A 22393-nucleotide genomic window follows, 5' to 3' on the forward strand; every position below is an offset into this window, starting at 1 on the left:
GAAAAAGGATGACATTTCGTTATTTACCGATGACTGAAAAAGATTTACAGGAAATGATGGGAGCAATCGGAGTCAATTCAGTTGAAGAGCTGTTTAATGATATCCCTAAAGAGGTCCGCTACAACGGGGATCTGAAAATTGAGAAGGCCCTGGATGAAACCGCCCTTGTTAAAGAAATGCAGCGTCTTGCAAACCGTAACTATAATTCAAAGGACTACCCGTCCTTTTTAGGAGCAGGCGTGTATGAACACTACATTCCATCCATCGTCAACCACGTAATCGGCCGCTCTGAATTCTACACGGCATATACACCTTACCAGCCGGAGATTTCCCAGGGTGAGCTTCAGGCAATTTTTGAATTTCAGACAATGATCGCAGAACTTACAGGTATGGACCTTGCTAACTCATCCATGTATGACGGCCCTACAGCTCTTGCTGAAGCAGGTATGATGAGTGCTGCTCACACAAAGAAGAAAAAGATCCTCGTTTCTGAAACTGTACATCCGGAAGCCCGTGAAGTCCTGATTTCAAACGCGAAGGGGCAGGGAATTGAGGTCATTGAAGTTCGTGAAAAAGACGGTGTGACCGACCTGTCCCACCTGAAAGAACTTTACAATAAAGAAGTGGCAAGTGTCATTGTTCAGTATCCGAACTTTTTAGGTAATGTAGAAGATTTAAAAGCAATTGAGGAGGTTGCACATGAAGAAAAAGCGCTGTTTGTCGTCTCATCAAACCCGGTGAGCCTTGGTGTTCTTGAGCCGCCGGGAGCTTTTAATGCCGATGTGGTGGTAGGAGACGCTCAGCCATTTGGTATTCCGGCACAGCTTGGGGGACCTCACTGCGGGTACTTTGCCACCACAAAAAAGTTAATGAGAAAAGTCCCTGGACGTCTTGTAGGACAGACGACAGACGATAAAGGACAACGAGGATTTGTATTGACCCTGCAGGCACGTGAGCAGCATATCCGTCGTGACAAAGCCACAAGTAACATCTGTTCCAATCAGGCTCTGAATGCCCTGGGTGCGAGTGTGGCCATGACAGCACTTGGAAAGAACGGTGTAAAAGAGATGGCTTATCAGAACATCCAAAAAGCTCATTATGCCAAGGAAAAGCTTATTGAAGCAGGTGTGGAAGTCGTCAATGGTACCCCATTTTTCAATGAGTTTTCAGTGAAACTTCCGAAGCCAGTGAGTGAAGTAAACGATGAATTACTAAATGCAGGGATGATCGGCGGATTTGATCTGTCACGTCATTATCCTGAAAAAGAGAATCAAATGCTACTTGCATTTACCGAGCTTCGAACAAAAGAAGAGATCGATCATTTAGCAACTGTATTGGGGGGAGCAAAATGAGCAGCGAAAACCAAGCATTAATTTTCGAACTAAGCCAGGAAGGCAGAATCGGACACAGTCTGCCGGAGATGGATATTCCCGAGAAAAGCCTGGATGAATTACTCCCGCAAGCCTATCAGCGCAAAGAAGAAGCGGAGCTGCCGGAAGTGTCCGAACTTCAGATTATGCGCCATTACACAGCGCTTTCCAAACGGAATCACGGTGTTGACTCAGGCTTCTACCCACTGGGTTCCTGTACGATGAAATATAATCCGAAAATTAACGAAGATGTAGCCCGGTACCCCGGGTTTGCTCATATTCACCCGTACCAGCAAGAGAAAACCATTCAAGGTGCACTGGAACTTATGCATAAGCTGCAAACGTCTCTTGAGGAAATTACAGGAATGGACCAGGTTACTCTTCAGCCTGCTGCAGGAGCACACGGGGAATGGACCGGCCTCATGCTGATCCGTGCCTACCATGAAGCAAACGGAGACTTTAACCGTACAAAGGTGATTGTTCCTGACTCTGCTCATGGAACAAACCCTGCCTCTGCAGTGGTTGCAGGTTTTGATGCTGTGACCGTCCGTTCGAACGAGCGGGGTCTTGTGGATCTGGATCACCTCCGTGAAGTAGTGGGTGAAGATACAGCGGCATTAATGCTTACTAATCCGAACACCCTCGGATTATTTGAAGAAGAAATCGTGGAAATGGCCACCATTGTTCACGAAGCTGGAGGAAAACTCTACTATGATGGTGCCAACTCCAATGCAATTTTAGGAATTACACGACCGGGAGATATGGGATTTGACGTTGTTCATCTAAACTTGCATAAAACCTTTACAACGCCACACGGAGGCGGTGGACCCGGTTCAGGTCCGGTTGGTGTGAAAAGTGACCTTGTTCCTTACCTTCCGACACCACTTATCGTTAAAGACGGAGATAAATATCGTTTTGAGTATAATGTTCCGGAATCAATCGGACGGGTGAAGCCTTATTATGGAAATTTTGGCATTAACGTACGTGCTTATACGTACATTCGTACAATGGGACCAGTCGGACTTCGCAATGTATCTGAGTATGCGGTACTGAATGCGAACTATATGTTCAGAAAGCTTGAGCCATACTTCGACGCTCCTTATCAGCAGCATTGTAAGCATGAATTCGTATTATCCGGGCGCCGCCAGAAGAAACTTGGTGTTCGTACCCTTGATATGGCAAAACGTCTTCTTGATTTCGGGTATCATCCGCCTACAATCTACTTCCCTCTTAATGTGGAAGAATGCCTCATGATTGAGCCTACTGAAACAGAATCGAAGGAAACACTTGATGAGTTTATTGATGCAATGATTCAAATTGCAAAAGAAGCAGAAGAAAACCCTGAGATTGTTCAGGAAGCTCCTCATACAACCGTTATCGGCCGTATGGATGAAACAACAGCAGCGAGAAAGCCGGTATTAAGATATACCAAGGAATAGAACAGGAAACGCCTCATATACGGGGCGTTTTTTTGTGTAATGAGGTATCAGACCTCTGATAATTTTTATGGAGGCAAAAGGGATTAACAGTAACTAATAAGGCTGTTCCCGGCTTTGCTCTTGCGTGGTTGCGTCAGTCTTGACTTTCTCACAAGTGTCACGTTTTCGGTTCAACTACGATGCGGTGTGAACTAGGATAACTCTGCCGAAAAAAGACCGCTTATATATTTTGGCCTCCTATGGTGCGAATTTAATTATCATGGGTCTTTGACTTAAAGATCGTAGTTGAATTATTAAAAGGTTTTTTTCGTAAAGGTTGTTGCTTTAGCTGAAAAAGGTAATGAAGCCGAAGTGCCTGAGACTCCTGTGGCCGGCAAGACCCCGCAGAAATTTAGCTTGAGGAGGCTTGCCGGCACCGCCACGGAAAGCGAAGGGCACGTAGGCTTCATCTTCTTTTCCACTACTCTAAAGGAAGTGTAAATAGCAACAATTAATACGAAAATAGCCTTTGAAGAGGCTGATTCCAGTGAATGGAGGACATTATTTCGGGAACAATGAGCTCTTACTTTACGAATGAACTTCGAGTATCTTAGGTGTAAAAAGCTACGAAGCATTATTGTCAGGAAAAGAAGCAGGGGTACTCCAGAGGCTTGCAACGAGGTTCACCGGTTCCCTGCGGAAAGGGAGTGCAGGGAGTGTAAATCAACACCTGACAAAAGCCACAAGAAAAAGAGACCGTTCATAATGAACGATCTCCCTGCCGTTATTTTTTAATTTTCCCTGTCCATTTGCGGAATCCGCCTTTGAGCTGGACAATATCTTCGGCACCGCGTTTCTTTTTAAGAACTTTTGCAGCCTGAATGCAACGGGCCCCCGATTGGCAGTAAATATAAACCGGCTTATCCGGGCGGATTTCCGTCTGTCTCTGCCGCAACTGTGACAATGGAATGTTCCGGGCCCCCAGAATGTGTCCAGTGTTAAACTCTTTTTCTTCCCTGATGTCAATAAGCTGGGCTTTTCGATAGTCTTTCTTAAATTCTTCCGTCTCCAGTGATCTCAGGTATTTCGGCTTGATCACACGGGAAACGATAAAGAATATAAGAATTACAGTAGTAATAGCAAGAATCCATGGTGTCATCGTACGTATTCCACTCCTTCTAAATTGTCTCTGTTGAGCACTCCTCTAGTAATGATATATGGAAACAGCTTAAACTGCAATCGTATTAAACGAACCTTTTGTCATAAGAGGGAAAATTCGTTATGATAGACGGGACGTCATCAGCAAAGTGAGGAACTGATATGAAAGAAAAATGGTATTTTATCGATTCAGGGGATAAAAATCCTTATTATAATATGGCGCTGGACGAAAAGCTGATGGACTGGCATCGGGAAGGGAAGATTCCGCCTGCTGTTCGTTTCTATGGGTGGAATCCGGCGACATTGTCAGTAGGCTACTTCCAAAAAGCAAAAAAAGAGATTGATATGGATGCGGTAAATCGGCACGGGCTTGGTTTTGTAAGAAGACCCACAGGGGGAAGAGCGGTTTTGCATGAAGATGAGCTTACATACAGCGTCATTGTCAGTGAAGATCATCCACAAATGCCGGATACGGTAACGGAAGCATACCGGGTGATATCCCAGGGACTTCTTGAAGGGTTTCTTGAACTTGGACTTGATGCAGGATTCTCCATTCCCCGGACGGAAGAGGAGCGAAACAACCTGAAAAATCCACGGTCGGCTGTATGCTTTGATGCATCATCATGGTACGAGCTCGTTGTGGAGGGAAGAAAAATTGCCGGCAGTGCCCAGACCCGTCAGAAAGGGGTTATTCTTCAGCACGGCTCAATCATCTTGTCATTGAATGAAGACAAGCTGTTTGATGTGTTCAACTACCCAAATGACCGGGTGAGGGAACGGATGCAGCGAAGCTTTAAGAACAAGGCGGTAGCCATAGAGGAACTGTTAGGTAAAAAAGTTCCTGTAGAAAAGGCAAAGAAAGTTTTTAAAGAAGGCTTTGAAAAAGGGTTGAACGTTCGCCTTGAGCATATTGTACTTACTGATGAACAGGAAAAGGAAGTTCAGGTACTTGCTTACAGAAAGTACGGAACAGATGATTGGAACTATAAATCTTAATGTTTTGAACCTTGCACCTATGGTGTGAGGTTTTTTCAATTTATTAACTTAATTTGGACCCCTTCATTTATATTTTCAACAGGGAAAAAATGTGGTAACATTTCATCTTGCGCTGTTATTTAAGATGAGAAGAATTAAAGTCATTGAAGAAAAATGCAATCAACAAATTTAGTCGAAATCAGCGTTTTTCCGCAAAAAATGTCTGATTTACTCATTTATCCTCTACCGAATGAGGAATTTTAAAGTTGACAAAAATGTTTTTCTTTACACAAAACGCAATATATAGTGTTTTTGATAAAATGTTTAACACAATATATTGATGGGTACAGAAAACTATGGTAAGCTGAAACAAGATTAATTACACCAAAGATTACCATCCGTCACCTATATATAGGTGGCGTTTGATCTTTGACAACCAGATATACGCATAAGAATTTTATAAAGAAAGCAAAGGGGAGAATGCATGTGACAACGTTTATGTCTGCTATGTCGATTAATGTTGAGGAACTGAACCGGGATATTGAACAGTTCCCGCAAGTGTTTCCAATCACTCCTGAGATGAACAAAATGCAAAGCGGAGTATCACGATTGGTTATGCTGGACCGCTATACGTTTAAAGATACAGAAAAGAAGACACTGAAAGAAGGAGACTTTGTCGTGCTGACTGTGAAGGCAGATCCGAAGTTTCCTGCAAGAGGATACGGCCATGTTCTTGAAGTCGACTGGATCCAAAGTAAAGCGAGAATCCAGGTTGACCAGGAGTTCCATGGCGTACTGGATAATGCAGAAGAAAAAGAAACAGGAGTTGTAACCCGTTCTCTTGATACGATTGATAAGCCTCTTGAAATTTACTACGAACAGATTGCCAAGCGTAATGCGAAGGGCCTGGCAGAAGTAGAAACTGACCCGGTTAAACGGGAAGAAAGCTTTCAGAAGTTTTATCACGAACTGGTGAATATGAACTTCGTACCTGCAGGGCGTGTACTTTACGGAGCAGGGGCAGGTACGGATGTTACGTACTTTAACTGCTATGTGATGCCGTTTGTAGCCGATTCCCGTGAAGGGATCTCTGAACACCGCAAACAGGTCATGGAGATTATGAGCCGGGGCGGTGGTGTGGGAACGAACGGTTCAACACTCAGACCGAGAAACACCCTGGCCAGAGGAGTAAACGGGAAATCATCAGGGTCTGTTTCCTGGCTTGATGACATCGCGAAGCTTACTCACCTTGTCGAACAGGGCGGTTCAAGACGTGGTGCTCAAATGATTATGTTATCTGACTGGCACCCTGACATTCTGGAATTTATCATATCGAAAATGCAGAATCCCCGTATTTTACGATACTTACTTGAAAATACCGAAGATGAGCAGATCCGGAGTCTTGTAAAAGACAAGCTTAAATTCACGCCGCTCACTGAAGTGGAAGAGGCAATGTATCAGAGCATTGTTAACTATAAAACGATAGAAGGCCAGGGCGGGTTCGACGTAAAGGTCATCGCTGAAGCAGAAGAGAAACTCCGCACCGGCGGCACCTACACGGTGAACAACTCCGAATTCCTTACCGGGGCCAACATCAGCGTCTGCATTACAAAAGAATTCATGGAGGCTGTTGAAAATGACAGTGAGTACGCCCTTCGCTTTCCTGATGTAGAGAATTATTCAAGAGAAGAGATGGAAGCATACAACCGTGACTGGCATGAGTATGGGGACGTTCGTGAGTGGGAAGCTATCGGGTTTGGTGTCAGAACATACCGTACAATCAAAGCGAAAGAGCTATGGAATCTGATTAACGTCTGTGCAACCTACTCAGCCGAGCCTGGCATCTTCTTTATTGACAACGCCAATGAGAAAACAAATGCAAGTGCGTACGGACAAAAAGTGGTTGCAACAAACCCGTGTGGGGAACAACCTCTTGCGCCATACAGTGTGTGTAACCTTGCTGCTGTTAACCTGGCGGAAATGGCAGACAGGGAAACAAAAACGGTGAACTTTGAAAAGTTAAAACAAACGGTAGCCACCGGTGTCAGAATGCAGGATAACGTTATCGATGCAACACCTTATTTCCTGGAACAAAACACTAAGCAGGCTAAGGGTGAGCGCCGTGTCGGTCTTGGTGTGATGGGTCTTCATGACCTGCTCATTCTGACAGAGACGGTTTACGGATCGGAAAAAGGGAACAAGCTCGTGGATGAAATCTTTGAAACGATTGCAACAACCGCGTACCGTACAAGCATTGAGCTTGCAGAAGAAAAAGGAAGCTTCCCATTCCTTACCGGTGAATCAGACTGGGAAACAAAAACACTCCGTAACGCCTACACTGAAACTGGCTACATGCAGGGGATGCCGGAAGATATCAGGGAAGGTATTAAGAATTACGGGATTAGAAACTCTCACCTTCTGACTGTGGCTCCCACCGGATCTACCGGAACCATGGTCGGTGTCAGTACCGGCCTTGAACCATATTTTTCCTTTTCGTATTTCCGAAGCGGACGCCTCGGTAAATTTATTGAAGTAAAAGCGGAAATTCTTCAGAAATACCTGGATGCGAACCCGCATGTGGATCCCAATGAGCTGCCGGAATGGTTTGTTTCAAGTATGGAACTTTCACCGGAAGCTCACGCGGACGTACAATGTGTGATTCAGCGCTGGGTAGACAGTTCACTCAGTAAGACAGTAAACGCCCCGCGGGGATATACGGTTGATCAGGTAAAATCAGTTTATGAGCGCCTTTATAAGGGAGGAGCGAAAGGTGGAACGGTTTATGTTGACGGAAGCCGTGACTCACAGGTTCTTACCCTTAAAGCTGAAGAAAATGACATGAACGAACCAGCAGAAAAGCTTTCCGATCATGCTCAGGAAAAAGGGAAAGTGGTTCTCCTAAATACCATTTCCGACTTACGCTCTACATCAGTAAAGTACGGAAATGAAGTAGGAGACAAGTGTCCTGTCTGCCGTAAAGGAACAGTAGAAGACCTTGGCGGATGCAACACATGTACAAACTGTAATGCACAGTTGAAGTGCGGACTATAATGGAATAAAATAAGAGGCTGTTTTAAAAGGGGGGACCCCTCCCTTTTGAACAGCCTCTTTTGTTCTGTACATGAGCGAGGTAGTCCGGCGGTTTTATTTGTAGTATACTAAGAAACAGAGAAAAGACTGTTTTTGCTTTCAAGCGCACTGTTACCCTTGGTGTTCAGGATGCAGGGTGTTTTAAGCGGGGGAAGTTTGGAGGGGACAGTATGCCAACACCGAGTATGGAAGATTACTTGGAACGAATATACCTGTTAATCGAAGAGAAAGGCTATGCACGTGTGTCTGATATTGCCGAGTCACTTGAGGTGCACCCGTCATCGGTTACAAAAATGGTTCAAAAGCTTGATAAAAAAGACTATCTTATATATGAAAAGTACCGTGGGTTAGTACTGACGCCCAAGGGTAAGAAGATCGGCAAGCGCCTTGTATACCGACATGAATTATTGGAAGAATTTATGAAAATCATTGGTGTGGATGGTGAAACAATCTATCAGGACGTAGAGGGGATTGAGCATCACCTCAGTTGGGATGCGATTGACCGGATTGGAGACCTTGTTCAATATTTTGATGAAGAACCTAAACGTGTGGACGATCTCCGGCTTGTACAAAAGAAAAGTGAAGAACAGGAGCAATCATAACGCTGGTTATGGTTGCTTTTTTTTGGTTGGACTCACGGCTGCCTTGAAAAAGAATTAGAAACGGTGTTATATCCCTTCATTCAAATATAAATTCGCACGGTGCGTTGTGAAGATAAGAGGAACAGGATAACTCAGCCGAAAAAAGACCGCATACCATACGCCCATACGCCATAGTGGGAATATATTGCTCCCAACGTCTGTGTTCACAATGATTGTGGTTTTTGTGAAGGATCTATTCGTAAAGATTGCTGCTTGTGCTAAAAAAGAAATAAAACAGGAGTGCCCGAGACTTCAAGATTTAGACGAGTTGTATTACCAAAAAGCGAGCATTTTTTTGTTATGTCACCCTTACAATGGAATAAAGGGGGAGTGGCCTGTGAAGATAGATGGCGTTTTTGCTGGCGGAGGTGTGCGAGCTCTTGCGTTTGTTGGGGCCCTCAACGCCATTGAAAAAAAGGGGATTGAGTTTGAAAGGGTTGCCGGAACAAGCGCAGGAGCGATTACAGCAGCTTTTATTAAAGCTGGTTTTACCAGTGGGGAAATATTTGACCTTTTTGAAGAAATGGACCTTCGCCAGCTTCTCGATCCACGAAGGTCGATGTTTCCGTTTCCTTTTTTAAGATGGCTGACAATGTATAAAAAAATTGGACTTTACAAAGGAAATGAATTTGAAAAGTGGATGGTAGAAACGTTGAAGTCCAAGGGGGTATCTACTTTCGAGGATCTGCCTGCGGGCTCGCTGAGGATGGTGGCATCAGATATTACAAACGGGCGTTTTGTCGTTCTCCCTGACGACCTTCCTCTATACGGGAGAATCCCTGAAAAGTTCTCTGTCGCACGGGCTATTCGGATGAGCTGCAGTATACCCTTCTTCTTTGAGCCGGTTAAAATCTATGATGGTACAGCAAAGCCTTCTTATGTTGTAGATGGCGGTGTACTCAGCAACTTCCCCATGTGGGTTTTTAAGAAAAGAAATCAAAAAAGGCTTACAAGACCGGTTCTTGGCTTTCGCCTGAGCCCGACTCTCGAGGAGGAGAGTGAGAACCCAAGAAAGATTAAAAACGCCATGCAGTTTACCTATGCCATGGTTGAAACGATGCGAACGGCTCATGATCAGCGTTATATCTCAAGAGATCTGGCAAAGGATATCGTATTCATACCTGTAAAGGATGTAAAAACAACAGATTTTGCCCTTACGGATGAGCAGAAACAATCCCTGATTCAGTTAGGGGAGACCAGTACTTTTGATTTTCTGAAACGCTGGAGCAACTAACGTGATTCAAGAATCTGGGTAACCCCTTCTTGTTTATAGAACTTTGTTACAACAAGCAGGAGAGGGACAATGAATGTAATCCACAGCCCGATAATGACGCCCATTGTAAACAGAGGGAGTGGGAGCCACGAGAAAAAAAACGGAGCAAATATTTTAAAAAGCGCGATACCGAAAAGACCGAATGCACTTGCCGTGAGCCGTTTTCTTAGAGTAGCGGAAGGAATACTCATTCGGACTTTAATAAATTCCAGAGAAATACCCACTCCTGCACCGAGGAGGTAACCGGTATGCAGAAGAGCCTGGGTGTTTGGATAAATGACGGCCGTAAGAAAAACTGGGAGGATAATGGAAAAGACCATCACATACCTGTCAGGCATAGAGCCGATCCAGTCAAAGCTTCTGTAAAATGCATAAACAATAAATCCGCCAATGATAATGGCACCTACGATTGAAAACACTGATGCATTTGTAAAAAAGAGAAACGTAATTGAAAACGCGAGTATAGGGGCGACTGATGCTGAAAGTTCGAGTTTGTTCCTTGTAAGCGGTATAAAAAAAGCAAAAAAAGTCATTACTGCCTGCACTGGCAGATGTGTAAGCGGCACCCAGGTGCTGCCGATGATAACGCCTGGAAAGAAGAGCTGAATGATGTTACTTATGGTTACAGAAAAAGCGAGAAGAAAAAAGAGCTGAAATCCGATCGTTTTGTTTACAGCCCAGAAAATAAGTCCGATTAAAACAAGAAAAATGATTTCAAGTTCAGTAACTAAGATGAATTCAGAAGTAAGGTAGGGGAGAGATTCGTTAAAAGGTGTCATCGATTTTCCTCCTGATATGGAAATTTAAGAAGAAAAAGAACCAAGCGTTTAGAATAATGCTCGGTTCTTTTTCTTACTCTTATTTTTCTTTCCCTCAATTACACGAAGCTGAACGTCAGATTGCCGCTTAATAAGCGGTCTCTGGCTCCGCTTTTTTTCCTGCTTTACTTTTCTGCTTTTTGCGGCTTTTAATGACGACGTTCCAGGACTCGGCTGGGCTTTGTGGGCAGTTGCAGCGTACTGCCTGCCATAGCCGGAACCTGAAAGTCTCGGCATAATTACATGTCTGAACAGGAGGAACAGAAGCGTGACAATACCGATGGTTACAAAAATCCCGACAAAGAAACCGGCAGGGTCCGTAACGAGCCTGCTGCCAATGCCGAGTATTGCAAGACCGAACATGACAAGTAACAAGGGATGAAAAGATTGGCGAAGCATAAATCCACCTCCAAGAGCTTTTGTCATTTTACTGTTATCATACGATGCGATCTTCCAGATTATCCTCAGGGAAAGCGTCGTCCCGTTTTCGCATTTCCTCAAACGATGCAATGGCAACTTCGACCTGAGCGTCCTTGGGCTCCTTGGTAGTAAGGAGCTGCAGCCAGAGGCCCGGATAACCCAGCCACTTAAGGGCCGGAATATGACGCACCTTGTTTGTAAGCTGAAGTACTTCATAGGAAGCTCCGAGCACAACAGGGATTAAGGCGATCCGGTACGTAAGGCGTTCCCATAAAGGTTCAGAGGGAACAGCCAGATAAATAAACACACCGACAATTACTGTGAAAAGAATAAAGCTGCTGCCGCAACGGTAGTGAAGTCTGGACTGAGCCTGGACATTCTCAACGGTCAGCGGCTTCTTATTTTCAAAAGCATTAATGACTTTATGTTCAGCTCCGTGATACTGAAACACTCTTCGTATCATCGGAGTGAGGCTGATTAAGTAAATATAAGTCAGAAGGAAGATGAGTTTAATAAACCCTTCAATCAGGTTTTGTGCCACGTGACCTGGTGCCACCGGTCTGAACAATTCTGCAAGGGTTGCAGGGAGAGCAGTGAAAATGAGCTTTCCGAATACGAAAGAAAGAACACCTACCGCCGCAACGCCTAAGATCATCGTCATCTTTGAAGATTGTTCAACCGTTTCGATTTTATCGTCATCTTCCGGATCGACGTCATACCGTTCTGTGGAAAAATTCAGGTGTTTTGTTCCGTTGGCGCTTGCTTCAACAATCGCTGCAACACCTCGCAGGAACGGAATTTTCTTTAGCTTTTCGACCCATGGCCGCTTTTTCTTTTTTACTTCAAAAAAATCAAGGGTATTGTCTTTCCGGCGAATGGCAGTTACAGTTGTATGTTTTCCGCCAAACATAACCCCTTCCATAACAGCCTGGCCGCCGTATGCAGGTGGTTGGTTTTGTTTACTCAATGATGTCACCAGCCTATCTTAACAATTTCTATTCTTTGTAAAGCTATACCTTACTATTCTACATGAAACAGCGGAATACCTCCAATGATCAAATGATTACGTTTAAAAAGCACCGTATTAATCCTGATAAATCCTACTTGTATTATTCCCCTGTACCTGAGAGCATACACTCCTTAAAGAAAACAAAACGTTAAAAGTAATGAAAACGGACATACTAGCGCTTGAGGTGATCAGTATGTCAGAAGACAAAAATAATCAAAAGGAACAGGAACAAAAAGAAGAATCGAATTCTTTTCATGGAATGGTTGCCATGATTGGCTTTTTTGGAGGGGTTTTCTGGAGTATCATAGGGTATCTTTCGTTTACTTTGAACTTTATCCGGGTCGGACCTGCCCTTATCCTGATGCCGTGGGCACTTCCGGACTGGAAGAACGGCTGGCTTGGACAGCTTGTCGGGATTATTGCCATTGGTGTCGTTTCAATCGGGGTTGCGTTTATTTACCGGCTGATTCTTGCTAAAATTAATAAACTCTGGCCGGGAGCTGTTTTTGGCTTTGTTTTATGGGCGCTGGTGTTCGGACTGTTTAACCCGATGTTTCCAGGACTGAAGCCTCTCACACAGCTGGATATCAACACCATCATTACCTCTTTGTGTCTGTACATTTTATATGGAGCTTTTATAGGATACTCTGTGGCATATGAGTATCATGAACGGACTGTGCATGAAGGTGAATCTATTCAAAGCTGAAGACCTATGGTAGAATGTTCCGTGGAACATTCTATTTTTTATCGAAGCATGGGAGGTGTGACAGGCTGATGAAAATTCTCGTTCTTAATGGACCAAATTTAAATCGTCTAGGTTTGCGTGAACCTGACGTTTATGGCTCTAAAACGTTATCAGACCTCCAAGAGCAATTGATTACATATGGTAAGGGAAACAATATATCAGTAGAAGCAAAACAGTCCAACCACGAAGGTGAGCTCATTGAATGGATCCATGAGGCGGCCGGTGAGTTTGACGGCATCATTATCAACCCGGGAGCTTTTACGCATTACAGTTACGCAATTCGTGACGCTATCGCTTCAATTGAAAAGCCGGTTGTTGAAGTTCATATCTCAAACGTCCATGCAAGAGAGAGCTTCAGGCAGGTTTCCGTTACTGCAGCAGTATGTGCAGGACAAATAAGTGGTTTTGGCTTCGAAGGCTACAAAATGGCGCTTGATTATTTTCAGAGGGGGAACAAATCATGACCAGACTTGAAAGCTTAAGAGCAAGATTTTCAGAACAGTCAATTGAAGGCATGTTAATTACGAGTGCAAGCAACAGACGTTATATGACAGGGTTTACAGGATCAGCAGGCGTTGCTCTTGTATCTGAAAAAGAGGCGAAATTTATTACAGATTTCCGCTATGTGGAACAGGCAAACGAGCAGGCAGTCGGATATGAGATCGTTCAGCACACCGGGCCGATCCATGAAGAGGTTGGAAAACAGGCAAAAGCGATGGGAATTTCTGCACTTGGATTCGAAAAAGACCATATGACCTTTGGTACATATGAAACTTACAACGCCGCTAAGGACACCAGATTTATACCTGTCAGCGGGGTAATCGAAAAGCTTCGGATGATTAAAGATGAAGAGGAACTACAAATTATCCGTGAAGCAGTTGAAATCGCAGATGCTGCTTTCTCTCACATCCAAAGTTACATCCGGCCTGGTGTTAAGGAAATTGATGTCTCCAATGAGCTTGAATTTTTCATGAGAAAAAGAGGGGCTGTATCTTCATCCTTTGATATTATTGTGGCGTCAGGATACCGGTCCGCTTTACCTCACGGTGTCGCCAGTGACAAGACGATCGAACGAGGCGAGCTTGTAACACTGGATTTTGGTGCCTATTATAAAGGCTATTGTTCAGATATCACAAGAACTGTCGCTGTAGGGCAGCCGAGTGATGAACTAAAAAAGATTTACAACACGGTTCTGGAAGCTCAGCTTAAAGGGATGGAAGGTATTAAAGCGGGGATTACAGGTATTCAGGCCGATGCTCTTACAAGAGATTACATTAAAGAAAAAGGGTATGGTGAGTACTTCGGGCATTCGACCGGACATGGGTTAGGCCTTGAAGTCCACGAAGGACCAGGCCTGTCATTCAAATCCGACACCGTGCTGGAACCGGGAATGGTTGTTACCGTCGAGCCGGGTATTTATGTAGCCGGTGTTGGTGGAACCCGTATTGAAGATGATACAATCGTAACAGAGGATGGCAATGAATGTTTGTCAAAATCCACAAAAGAGCTGCTGATTTTAGGTGAGTAAAAACTAAAAACACGTTCGATTCAGGAGGAACTAAGAATGATTTCAGTTAACGATTTTAAAACAGGTTTGACGATTGAAGTTGATAACGGTATTTGGACAGTAATTGATTTCCAGCACGTTAAGCCAGGGAAAGGAGCGGCGTTTGTTCGCTCAAAACTTCGTAACCTCCGTAACGGAAGCATCCAGGAAAAAACGTTCCGTGCCGGTGAAAAAGTAGCCAAAGCCCACATGGAAAACCGCAAAATGCAGTACCTGTACTCCAGTGGTGATACACACACTTTCATGGACAACCAGTCTTATGAGCAGCTGGAACTCCAAACAGACCAAATCAAGGAGCAGCTTAAATACCTTAAGGAAAACATGGAAGTAGCCGTTCTTACTTACCAGAGTGAGACGATCGGAGTTGACGTACCTTTATCTGTTCAGCTGGAAGTTACAGAAACAGAACCGGGTATTAAAGGTGATACAGCTTCAGGTGGTACGAAGCCTGCGACACTTGAAACGGGTCTTACTGTTCAGGTTCCTTTCTTCGTAAACGAAGGAGACATTCTTATCATTGATACTCGTGAAGGTAAATACGTTTCAAGAGCATAAACTCAAAAGCGCGTCCGCACATTTTAGTGCGGGCGTTTTTTATATTTATAGCTTTTTGTATAGCTGATCATTCCATTTTTCCGAAGGGGTATTATACGTCCTCTGGTGAAATCATCCGGAAAACGCAATTCCCGAAGCAGTGTCATCCATTTGCTCTAATCTGAGAGGGTATTTCATAAGGCAGCTCTTATGAAATACCCTCTTTTTAACATTCCTCCTCATATTGCAGATTTACATAATTGTTCGGGGGACAGACCCCAAGGTCGGACCCCAAGGTCGACCCCACGGTCCGGGAGGTTCTCTTTTAGGGACAAGGCTCATAGCATAGACCAAGTGGACTTTGACGAGGTGAGTGGATGAAAAGTTGGATTACAGGCATTGAAGCAGCTGTTTTAATCATGGTTTGTCTGCGTATTTTTTCCGGCCTGGCGGAACTCACCGTTGCAGGACTGATTTTTAAATTTAACAGTGTGGAAAAAGCGCTCGTACTCAATGCTGCTCTGGCAGTAATCGGACCGTCGGTGCTGATTTTATCAGTTGCTGTTGGTGTCTACGCCATGGCAGATGATCTTTCGTTTACAAAGATCGCCCTTATCTTCGGAGGGGTTTTACTCATTCTTATTGGTGTGAAAAGCTGACTGTTATGAATATTCACTTGTTTCAAGCATAAATTCAAACTAGTAAAACCTCTTATATGCAGATGGTGAGGTGAAAATGTGGAGCAAGTTCTTACAGTTCTCCCGGGTTCAATCAGAGAACAAATAGAAAGCGTACCCCTTAAGGTTCGTCATTCGATAGAAGAAATCAGAATTAGGGTTCAAAGACCACTGGAGATCCTGACAGCGGACAATGCGTTTCTTCTTCCGTGGGGTTCCGGGAGGCCTTACATCGTAACTGAGGAAGATGGTGCTTTTGTTCTCAGCTATTTAAGCGGGCACTCCGTATACAGGCTCGAAGAAGAATTAAAGAGGGGCTATATCACGATAAGCGGAGGTCACCGTGTCGGTCTGGCAGGGAGGGTTGTCACAGAAAGAGGATTTGTAAAAGGTATTCGGGATATTGGCTCGTTTAATATACGAATCGCCAGACAGACGAAAGGAGCAGCAATTCCGTATCTAAAAAAAATGACCGAGTCAGACAAATGGCTGCACACGCTTATTGTCGGTCCTCCCAAGACTGGGAAAACCACACTGCTAAGGGACATTGCGCGCATCGCAAGTGAAGGGGAAGGATTACGCCTGAAACCTAAAACAGTCGGCATTGTTGATGAACGATCAGAGATTGCCGGTTGTGTAATGGGAGTTCCCCAGCATGATTTTGGAACACGTGTGGACATACTTGACCGGTGCCCTAAAGCGGAGGGGATGATGATGCTTATTCGTTCTATGAGCCCGGACATTATCATTGTTGACGAAATAGGACGGGCTGAAGATACAGAAGCCATTTTGGAAGCCATACATTCCGGTGTAACTGTCATTGCCTCTGTTCATGGTCAAAATCTTGAAGATGTGAGAAAAAGACCTGCTTTAAAGACATTATTTGATCACAGGGCATTTGAGACTGTCATTGAACTTACAGCCATGACAAGGAAGCAGAATCCGAATCCTCCTGTTTTACGGGAGCAAAAGGAATTGAAGGTGAGGGTGAAATGAAGCTGGCGGGAATTTTGCTGGTTATTGCGGCAACAACTGCCATTGGTTGGGAATGGTCAAGAAGGCTCAGGCTCCGCACAAGGCAGTTAAAGGATGTAAGAGTGGCTCTTGAAGCACTGGAAACAGAAATGGTATACGGATTAACCCCTTTACAAGAAGCATGTTACCGGGTGGCAAAGCAAGTGAGAGATCCGGTTGGCCTGCTGTTTCGAACGTTTGCAGATAACCTTGATAAAGAAGAAAAGCTCGCGTCTGAAGTCTGGGGAGAAACGATAAAAAAGATGAGGCTGATACTTGAGTTTAAACAGGGGGAATGGGACGTACTGCTTCAGTTTGGGCAGACACTCGGTCTGCAGGACCTGGAAAATCAGCGTAAGCATTTGCGCCTCGCTTTAAAATATTTGGAACAACAGGAATCAGACGCAAGAGAAAACCAGAAGAAACATGAATCCATGTATAAAAGCCTCGGCTTTTTATGCGGGATCCTGATTGCCCTTATTATGATTTAGCCTGGGGAGGAGTTTAATAATGAATTATGATATCAGCTTGATTTTTCAGATTGCAGGGGTGGGAATTGTCGTAGCCATGATGCACACGGTGTTAAAACAGATGGGCAAGGATGATATGGCACAGTGGGTTACCTTGGTCGCCTTCGTAGTTGTTTTGTACATGGTCGCTTCGGTAGTAGATGATTTGTTCCAGACGATCCGCAGTGTATTCCTCTTCCAAGGTTAGGGGGCGGTTGCCATTGAGATCATTCAAATTGTAGGCCTCGGGTTAATTGCGACATTTCTTGCTCTTGTGGTTAAAGAACAGAAACCGGTATTTGCCTTTTTGCTTACCGTATTTGCCGGAGTTGTCATCTTCATCTTCCTTGTGGGTAAAATCAGCACGATTATAGGGATGCTTGAAGAACTTGCAGACAATGCAAACATCAACCTCGTCTACGTTCAAACGATTTTAAAAATCATTGGAATTGCCTATATTGCTGAGTTCGGTGCCCAGATTGCCAAAGATGCAGGCCAGGGTGCTGTTGCGTCGAAAATTGAACTGGCCGGGAAAGTGCTTATTATGATAATGGCGATCCCGATCATCTCTGTCATTATTGAAACCGTCATTGGGCTGCTGCCTTCATAGAGAGGAGGGAAAGGGATGTTTCGCTGCAAAGGAAATATGCTGAGGATTCTTCTGTTTATTATATGTTTCTCTTTCCTTCTTCCAGGCACTGTGATGGCTGAGGAAGAAACAGAGGAAATGATGAACCAGGAGGAGTTCGTTGAACATCAGCTTGAAAAACTGGGGATTGATGACATCAGAGCTTATTGGGATGAGGTTCTTGAAGAATATGGTGGATTTCTCCCGGAAAGCCATAAAGGGTCACTCCTTGATTTTCTACAGTCAGACAAGCCCTTCTCGATTAAGGAATGGTTATGGGGATTTATAAAATTTTTATTTCATGAAATTATTGTGAACGGAAAACTCCTTGGAACACTTATTCTCCTGGCCATATTCAGTATGATTTTAGCACAGCTCCAACAGGCTTTTGAAAAGCACTCGATCAGCAAAGTTGCCTACGCCATTACTTACATGGTCCTTCTTATTATCGCCTTAAACAGTTTTCACATTGCAATTCAGTTTACTCAGCAGACAATAGAAGCTATGTCCAATTTTATGGTCTCGTTACTGCCGCTTCTGCTGGTTCTTATGGCCAGCACAGGAAGTGTGACATCGGTGGCTTTGTTTCATCCGATGATCCTTTTTCTGGTTCATACCAGCGGCCTCTTTGTTCAATACTTTGTACTTCCGCTGCTTTTTCTGTCAGCCCTTCTGAGTATTGTAAGTACCATGACTGAACATTACAAGGTAACCAATCTTGCCAACCTCCTCCGTAATGTAGCAGTTGGGGGCCTCGGGATTTTCCTGACCATCTTTCTGGGTGTCATTTCCGTCCAGGGGGCAACTGCCGCCGTTGCAGATGGGATTGCGATCAGAACTGCAAAGTTTGTTACAGGAAATTTTGTGCCGGTGGTAGGGAGGATGTTTACAGATGCAGCTGATACTGTAATGGGGGCTTCTGTCCTGGTGAAAAACACAGTTGGAGTGGCAGGACTTGCTATCCTTTTACTGATCTGTATCTTTCCGGCATTGAAGGTGCTGAGCCTGGCATTGATCTATTCATTTGCATCAGCGGTTCTCCAGCCTCTGGGCGGAGGACCGATCATCGCCTCTTTATCAATCATCGGAAAATCTGTCATATATGTGTTTGCAGCCCTATCAGCAGTATGTCTCATGTTCTTTCTGTCAATTACCATCATCATTATCTCTGGAAATTTGTCATTAATGATGCGTTAAAACCCAGGTGAAGGAGGCTCCATATGGCTTATATCACGCAATGGATCACCAATATTATACTGCTGATTTTATTTGCAGCCATTTTGGAGCTGCTTTTGCCAAATTCGAGTCTGCAGCGGTATGTAAAACTCGTAGTAGGTTTGATGGTTCTCATGGTTATGATTCAGCCGATCCTGACTGTATTTAAAACCGACCCTGAAGACTGGTTAAGCTCTGTATCGGAATGGGTGGATGGAGATCTGCCTGATGAAGAAACTTCAATAGAGAGAAAAAAAGTGGAAATAGAAAAGGGAAGACTTGCATATATTTCTGAACAAGTGGCTGTCCAAATGAAGAATGAAGCAAAAGAGCCTTTGAAGCAGCAATTCGGACTCGTGCCACAGGAAGTGACGATTGAACTGGAGGAATTTCAGGAAAATGAAAACATTCTTGCTGGACTGAAAGTGGTACGGGCAGTGCTTGCACCTGCTGGTGAAGAGGCGGAAGAGGAAGTAAACGCAGGTCAGGCAGACGGGATTACACTTGTAGAAACGGTTGTAATCCACCCTGTGGGAGATGGATCTGGTGACGAAAAAGAAGATGCAGCGGTACTGGCAGATGTTCATGAAGTTGATGAGATTACAGCCTTCCTGTCGGTTCAGTGGCAGATCCCAAGTGAAAATATTCTACTGGAGTTGAAAGGAGGAGGGGAAGATGACTGATAAAAAGACGAATTCTACTTGGTTGGACCGATATAAAGATGTTGGGAAATGGAAAAAAGTAAATGTCAAATACTTACTTTTGCTCCTTTTCCTTGGAATCTTCTTTATGATTGTAAGCAATGTGTTTACCGAAAGCGGGGATGATGAATCCATGCTCCCTGTATCAGGGCTGGAGACGGAGAACAAAAGTGAAAAACAAGAGCCGGAAGCAGAACCGGTTTTCAAATCGTCCGGTTCGGATGGACCGCTTTCTATGGGAGACTATGAAGCTCTTTATGAAGCCCAGCTTAAAAAAGCTTTGGAACAGATGATGGGTGTCTCGGAGGTTACCGTATTTGTCAATCTGGCAGAGACAGAAAGACAAGTCTACCAGACCAACATAAATTCAAAAGAACAGACAACAGATGAAACGGATCGTGAAGGAGGAAAAAGACAGGTCCAGGATGTTACGAAAGATGAGCAAGTGGTTATTATACGAAGCGGCGATAAAGAAGAGCCGCTGATCCAGCGGGTGGAAAAGCCCGACGTGAAAGGTGTTCTGATTGTTGCAAAGGGGGTGGATAACATTCAAGTCAAAACCTCGGTTGTCGAAGCAGTCAGCCGTGCACTGGATGTACCATCTCACCGGGTTTCCGTTATGCCGAAAAAAAATGAGGGGGAATTGTAAATGGTATTAAAACGTCAAACAGTGTGGTTACTCACAATGCTAAGTCTGATTATTGTTTTATCGGTTTACTACATTAACATTAACAATCAGGATTTCGCAGGTGTCCCTGAAAACAATGAAGATCAGGCAGTAAATGCAGACAGTGAAGGAGATCTTGAAGAGCAGCTTCTTGATGATGAAAATGTAACCTTTGTTGAAATTGAAGAAGCAGAAAATGTAAACACAGAAAGCACGCTCTACGGATCAATGAGTACAGAAGAGATGTTCGATACGATCCGCCTTCAAAGGCAGGATGCCAGAGGGAAAATGAAAGAAGATTATGTAGCGGTGGTTGCTTCAGCTGATGCAGGTGCTGAAGTACAGAGTCAGGCCTTCGACGGAATTGAGGCACTAGAGGTAATGGCACAGAAAGAAGAAGTACTTGAGACGTTAATTAAAGCAAAAGGGTATGAAGATGCTCTTGTAATCACAGAAGAAGACCAGGTGCGAATTTACGTGAAAGCTGAAGACCTTTCCAAAGAAGAAGCTGTTCAGATAAACAATATGGCATATGAAGAACTGGGTGTATCAAACATCCGCGTAGGATACCAGTCGAACTAATCAATTTTCCCACGAACACTCCAGACGGCATTTTATAAAGAGGGAAGCGGATTCGCTCATTGATGGGAGGACCACACATAAGGCGCAATTTACCTTATGAGTGGTCCTCTTTTTAGCAGCATGCAGAGAAATGCCTGTTTTTCCTTATGGAAATAATGATTTTCTTTTCGTGAAGTGGTATAATTAGCTCTTGGAAATGCTAACATGGAGATGAAGCGTTAATACATAACCGCAATTTAAGGGAGAGATCCAAATGGAATGGTCTGATTTAACAGAAGGTGCCAAAGCCGTCCTGGAACAAACGAGAAACATTAAGAACGATAAAATTCAGATTGTTGAGTTTGATGTAGGATTTGTGCAGGAAGCTGATCCTGAAGAAGGTCTGGAAGATCCGATTTCGATTCAGGAAGATGATTACCATAGCCTGAAGCAGTATACCCAGCAGAATGAATATGGTGAAAAATATCATATGGCACGAAACAAAAATACAGTTAAAATCATTCTTCTTGAAAAAGGTAAGATTCCGGACAACCTGTCTGATATCCCGGTTTTCAGAGAATATAAAATTGAACAGTAACCTTCTTCAACTGAAGAAGGTTTTTCTTCCACAAGAATGACAGCGCTTCCGCCAAGGTGGCGGGCTGGTAATTTAATAACCAGCTGCAGTAAGAGGGACCGGACATTTGCTGTATCTCTTAGAAAATACTTTTCAATTGTAAAAAAGTAAGGTAGCATAAAAATTAGGACTTGCTCATAATACATCCTATAAAAAGAAAGTTTAATATCAACAATCTTTACGAAAAGAGCGACAAGAAAACACAACCTTTAAACATGCAACAAATGAAAAGACAGGAACAAGGAGTGACAATTCATGTTAAAAATTCAAGAAATCCGTGAATTAATTAAACTGATTGACCAGTCGAGCATCGATGAATTCAAGTACGAGCAAAATGGAGAAAAAATCACGATGAGAAAGCAAGTCAAAGGCGCAGGAACAGGGACTGAGACAGTTGTCAGAGAAGTGGCAGCACCACAGGCCCAGCCGGCACCTGCTGTTCAAAGTGAACCTCAAAAAGAGCAGGCTCCATCCCAGCCTAAAGCGGAAGAACCTGAGAAAAAAGAATCCTCGAGAGAAGGACTACATACGATTACATCTCCAATGGTGGGGACTTTTTATGAGGCACCGTCGCCTGACTCTGGTCCGTACGTAAGTGCTGGGGATAAAGTGAAGCCGGATTCTGTTGTTTGTATCGTTGAAGCGATGAAACTGATGAATGAAATTGAAGCTGAAGTGAAAGGTGAAATCGTTGAGGTCCTTGTAGAAAACGGACAGCTGGTGGAGTATGGACAAGAACTCTTCCTGGTGAAACCTGAGTAGGGGA

At 44.0% G+C, this 22393-nt stretch carries 25 protein-coding genes; 21 read left to right on the forward strand and 4 right to left on the reverse strand.

Features of this window, described 5'->3' with window-relative positions:
• Nucleotides 1–8 precede the first annotated feature (8 nt).
• Both gcvPA and gcvPB read left to right on the forward strand, forming a co-directional pair.
• Complete coding sequence (gcvPA, locus tag EBO34_RS03080; protein ID WP_122896480.1) at nt 9–1352, forward strand: aminomethyl-transferring glycine dehydrogenase subunit GcvPA; 1344 nt, start codon at nt 9–11, stop codon at nt 1350–1352.
• Nucleotides 1349–2809 carry an aminomethyl-transferring glycine dehydrogenase subunit GcvPB gene (gcvPB, locus tag EBO34_RS03085; RefSeq protein ID WP_122896481.1) on the forward strand — a complete coding sequence of 487 codons (1461 nt, stop codon included), beginning with the start codon at nt 1349–1351 and terminating at the stop codon, nt 2807–2809. The genes gcvPA and gcvPB overlap by 4 nt, the downstream gene beginning before the upstream one ends.
• Nucleotides 2810–3572: 763 nt before the next feature.
• Here gcvPB and EBO34_RS03090 read toward each other — a convergent pair.
• The gene (locus EBO34_RS03090; protein ID WP_122896482.1) at nt 3573–3947 is read right to left on the reverse strand and encodes a rhodanese-like domain-containing protein; all 375 of its coding nucleotides are present in this window, start codon (nt 3945–3947) and stop codon (nt 3573–3575) included.
• 161 nt (nt 3948–4108) lie between these two features.
• Here EBO34_RS03090 and EBO34_RS03095 point away from each other — a divergent pair, with 161 nt between their 5' ends.
• From EBO34_RS03095 to EBO34_RS03110, 4 genes are all read left to right on the forward strand, one after another.
• Nucleotides 4109–4942: a lipoate--protein ligase family protein gene (locus tag EBO34_RS03095; RefSeq protein ID WP_122896483.1), complete on the forward strand. Its 834-nt coding sequence runs from the start codon at nt 4109–4111 to the stop codon at nt 4940–4942.
• A 459-nt stretch (nt 4943–5401) separates the two neighbouring features.
• Complete coding sequence (locus EBO34_RS03100; protein WP_249414055.1) at nt 5402–7972, forward strand: vitamin B12-dependent ribonucleotide reductase; 2571 nt, start codon at nt 5402–5404, stop codon at nt 7970–7972.
• A 209-nt stretch (nt 7973–8181) separates the two neighbouring features.
• Nucleotides 8182–8613: a transcriptional regulator MntR gene (gene mntR, locus EBO34_RS03105; RefSeq protein WP_122896484.1), complete on the forward strand. Its 432-nt coding sequence runs from the start codon at nt 8182–8184 to the stop codon at nt 8611–8613.
• 376 nt (nt 8614–8989) lie between these two features.
• Complete coding sequence (locus EBO34_RS03110; RefSeq protein ID WP_122896485.1) at nt 8990–9886, forward strand: patatin-like phospholipase family protein; 897 nt, start codon at nt 8990–8992, stop codon at nt 9884–9886.
• Here EBO34_RS03110 and EBO34_RS03115 read toward each other — a convergent pair.
• The 3 genes from EBO34_RS03115 to EBO34_RS03125 are packed head-to-tail and all read right to left on the reverse strand — an operon-like array spanning nt 9883 to nt 12085.
• On the reverse strand, nt 9883–10704 hold the full coding sequence (locus EBO34_RS03115) for a hypothetical protein (RefSeq protein ID WP_122896486.1): 822 nt from the start codon (nt 10702–10704) through the stop codon (nt 9883–9885). The two genes, EBO34_RS03110 and EBO34_RS03115, sit on opposite strands and share 4 nt — an antisense overlap.
• A gap of 48 nt (nt 10705–10752) precedes the next feature.
• On the reverse strand, nt 10753–11142 hold the full coding sequence (locus EBO34_RS03120; protein WP_122896487.1) for an SA1362 family protein: 390 nt from the start codon (nt 11140–11142) through the stop codon (nt 10753–10755).
• Between the two features lie 37 nt (nt 11143–11179).
• Complete coding sequence (locus EBO34_RS03125; RefSeq protein ID WP_429699428.1) at nt 11180–12085, reverse strand: DUF1385 domain-containing protein; 906 nt, start codon at nt 12083–12085, stop codon at nt 11180–11182.
• 280 nt (nt 12086–12365) lie between these two features.
• Here EBO34_RS03125 and EBO34_RS03130 point away from each other — a divergent pair, with 280 nt between their 5' ends.
• From EBO34_RS03130 to accB, 15 genes are all read left to right on the forward strand, one after another.
• Nucleotides 12366–12878 carry a YqhR family membrane protein gene (locus EBO34_RS03130; protein WP_122896489.1) on the forward strand — a complete coding sequence of 171 codons (513 nt, stop codon included), beginning with the start codon at nt 12366–12368 and terminating at the stop codon, nt 12876–12878.
• Nucleotides 12879–12943: 65 nt separating this feature from the next.
• Entirely contained in the window at nt 12944–13381 is a 438-nt protein-coding gene (aroQ, locus tag EBO34_RS03135; protein WP_122898479.1) for a type II 3-dehydroquinate dehydratase, read from the forward strand.
• Nucleotides 13378–14445, forward strand: a complete 1068-nt coding sequence (locus EBO34_RS03140; protein WP_122896490.1) for a M24 family metallopeptidase — start codon at nt 13378–13380, stop codon at nt 14443–14445. Before aroQ ends, EBO34_RS03140 begins: the two co-directional genes overlap by 4 nt.
• Nucleotides 14446–14481: 36 nt before the next feature.
• A complete protein-coding gene (gene efp / locus EBO34_RS03145; protein WP_122896491.1) occupies nt 14482–15039 on the forward strand; it encodes an elongation factor P in 558 nt (185 codons plus the stop codon).
• 356 nt (nt 15040–15395) lie between these two features.
• Nucleotides 15396–15677: a YqhV family protein gene (locus tag EBO34_RS03150; protein WP_122896492.1), complete on the forward strand. Its 282-nt coding sequence runs from the start codon at nt 15396–15398 to the stop codon at nt 15675–15677.
• Nucleotides 15678–15755: 78 nt separating this feature from the next.
• Nucleotides 15756–16691, forward strand: coding sequence for a stage III sporulation protein AA (gene spoIIIAA, locus EBO34_RS03155; RefSeq protein WP_122896493.1), 936 nt, complete (start codon nt 15756–15758; stop codon nt 16689–16691).
• Nucleotides 16688–17200: a stage III sporulation protein SpoIIIAB gene (gene spoIIIAB / locus EBO34_RS03160; protein WP_122896494.1), complete on the forward strand. Its 513-nt coding sequence runs from the start codon at nt 16688–16690 to the stop codon at nt 17198–17200. Before spoIIIAA ends, spoIIIAB begins: the two co-directional genes overlap by 4 nt.
• Before the next feature lie 19 nt (nt 17201–17219).
• A complete protein-coding gene (gene spoIIIAC, locus EBO34_RS03165; RefSeq protein WP_122896495.1) occupies nt 17220–17426 on the forward strand; it encodes a stage III sporulation protein AC in 207 nt (68 codons plus the stop codon).
• 12 nt (nt 17427–17438) lie between these two features.
• Complete coding sequence (spoIIIAD, locus tag EBO34_RS03170; protein WP_122896496.1) at nt 17439–17828, forward strand: stage III sporulation protein AD; 390 nt, start codon at nt 17439–17441, stop codon at nt 17826–17828.
• 15 nt (nt 17829–17843) lie between these two features.
• Nucleotides 17844–19043, forward strand: coding sequence for a stage III sporulation protein AE (gene spoIIIAE, locus EBO34_RS03175; RefSeq protein ID WP_249413983.1), 1200 nt, complete (start codon nt 17844–17846; stop codon nt 19041–19043).
• Nucleotides 19044–19066: 23 nt separating this feature from the next.
• Nucleotides 19067–19744, forward strand: a complete 678-nt coding sequence (spoIIIAF, locus tag EBO34_RS03180) for a stage III sporulation protein AF (RefSeq protein WP_122896497.1) — start codon at nt 19067–19069, stop codon at nt 19742–19744.
• On the forward strand, nt 19737–20411 hold the full coding sequence (spoIIIAG, locus tag EBO34_RS03185) for a stage III sporulation protein AG (RefSeq protein ID WP_122896498.1): 675 nt from the start codon (nt 19737–19739) through the stop codon (nt 20409–20411). Before spoIIIAF ends, spoIIIAG begins: the two co-directional genes overlap by 8 nt.
• The gene (locus EBO34_RS03190; protein ID WP_122896499.1) at nt 20412–21011 is read left to right on the forward strand and encodes a SpoIIIAH-like family protein; all 600 of its coding nucleotides are present in this window, start codon (nt 20412–20414) and stop codon (nt 21009–21011) included.
• 253 nt (nt 21012–21264) lie between these two features.
• Entirely contained in the window at nt 21265–21588 is a 324-nt protein-coding gene (locus tag EBO34_RS03195; RefSeq protein ID WP_122896500.1) for a hypothetical protein, read from the forward strand.
• A 294-nt stretch (nt 21589–21882) separates the two neighbouring features.
• Nucleotides 21883–22389: an acetyl-CoA carboxylase biotin carboxyl carrier protein gene (accB, locus tag EBO34_RS03200; RefSeq protein ID WP_122896501.1), complete on the forward strand. Its 507-nt coding sequence runs from the start codon at nt 21883–21885 to the stop codon at nt 22387–22389.
• Nucleotides 22390–22393 lie beyond the last annotated feature (4 nt).

Source organism: Alteribacter keqinensis (assembly GCF_003710255.1).
Lineage (GTDB): Bacteria > Bacillota > Bacilli > Bacillales > Salisediminibacteriaceae > Alteribacter > Alteribacter keqinensis.

Bases quoted from the DNA above. Each gene is read 5' to 3' on its own strand.
- gcvPA (WP_122896480.1), top strand. From the start codon at position 9: ATGACATTTCGTTATTTACCGATGACTGAAAAAGATTTACAGGAAATG.
- gcvPB (WP_122896481.1), top strand. From the start codon at position 1,349: ATGAGCAGCGAAAACCAAGCATTAATTTTCGAACTAAGCCAGGAAGGC.
- EBO34_RS03090 (WP_122896482.1), bottom strand. From the start codon at position 3,947: ATGACACCATGGATTCTTGCTATTACTACTGTAATTCTTATATTCTTT.
- EBO34_RS03095 (WP_122896483.1), top strand. From the start codon at position 4,109: ATGAAAGAAAAATGGTATTTTATCGATTCAGGGGATAAAAATCCTTAT.
- EBO34_RS03100 (WP_249414055.1), top strand. From the start codon at position 5,402: ATGCATGTGACAACGTTTATGTCTGCTATGTCGATTAATGTTGAGGAA.
- mntR (WP_122896484.1), top strand. From the start codon at position 8,182: ATGCCAACACCGAGTATGGAAGATTACTTGGAACGAATATACCTGTTA.
- EBO34_RS03115 (WP_122896486.1), bottom strand. From the start codon at position 10,704: ATGACACCTTTTAACGAATCTCTCCCCTACCTTACTTCTGAATTCATC.
- EBO34_RS03120 (WP_122896487.1), bottom strand. From the start codon at position 11,142: ATGCTTCGCCAATCTTTTCATCCCTTGTTACTTGTCATGTTCGGTCTT.
- EBO34_RS03125 (WP_429699428.1), bottom strand. From the start codon at position 12,085: ATGGAAGGGGTTATGTTTGGCGGAAAACATACAACTGTAACTGCCATT.
- EBO34_RS03130 (WP_122896489.1), top strand. From the start codon at position 12,366: ATGTCAGAAGACAAAAATAATCAAAAGGAACAGGAACAAAAAGAAGAA.
- EBO34_RS03140 (WP_122896490.1), top strand. From the start codon at position 13,378: ATGACCAGACTTGAAAGCTTAAGAGCAAGATTTTCAGAACAGTCAATT.
- efp (WP_122896491.1), top strand. From the start codon at position 14,482: ATGATTTCAGTTAACGATTTTAAAACAGGTTTGACGATTGAAGTTGAT.
- EBO34_RS03150 (WP_122896492.1), top strand. From the start codon at position 15,396: ATGAAAAGTTGGATTACAGGCATTGAAGCAGCTGTTTTAATCATGGTT.
- spoIIIAB (WP_122896494.1), top strand. From the start codon at position 16,688: ATGAAGCTGGCGGGAATTTTGCTGGTTATTGCGGCAACAACTGCCATT.
- spoIIIAC (WP_122896495.1), top strand. From the start codon at position 17,220: ATGAATTATGATATCAGCTTGATTTTTCAGATTGCAGGGGTGGGAATT.
- spoIIIAE (WP_249413983.1), top strand. From the start codon at position 17,844: ATGTTTCGCTGCAAAGGAAATATGCTGAGGATTCTTCTGTTTATTATA.
- spoIIIAF (WP_122896497.1), top strand. From the start codon at position 19,067: ATGGCTTATATCACGCAATGGATCACCAATATTATACTGCTGATTTTA.
- spoIIIAG (WP_122896498.1), top strand. From the start codon at position 19,737: ATGACTGATAAAAAGACGAATTCTACTTGGTTGGACCGATATAAAGAT.
- EBO34_RS03190 (WP_122896499.1), top strand. From the start codon at position 20,412: ATGGTATTAAAACGTCAAACAGTGTGGTTACTCACAATGCTAAGTCTG.
- EBO34_RS03195 (WP_122896500.1), top strand. From the start codon at position 21,265: ATGGAATGGTCTGATTTAACAGAAGGTGCCAAAGCCGTCCTGGAACAA.
- accB (WP_122896501.1), top strand. From the start codon at position 21,883: ATGTTAAAAATTCAAGAAATCCGTGAATTAATTAAACTGATTGACCAG.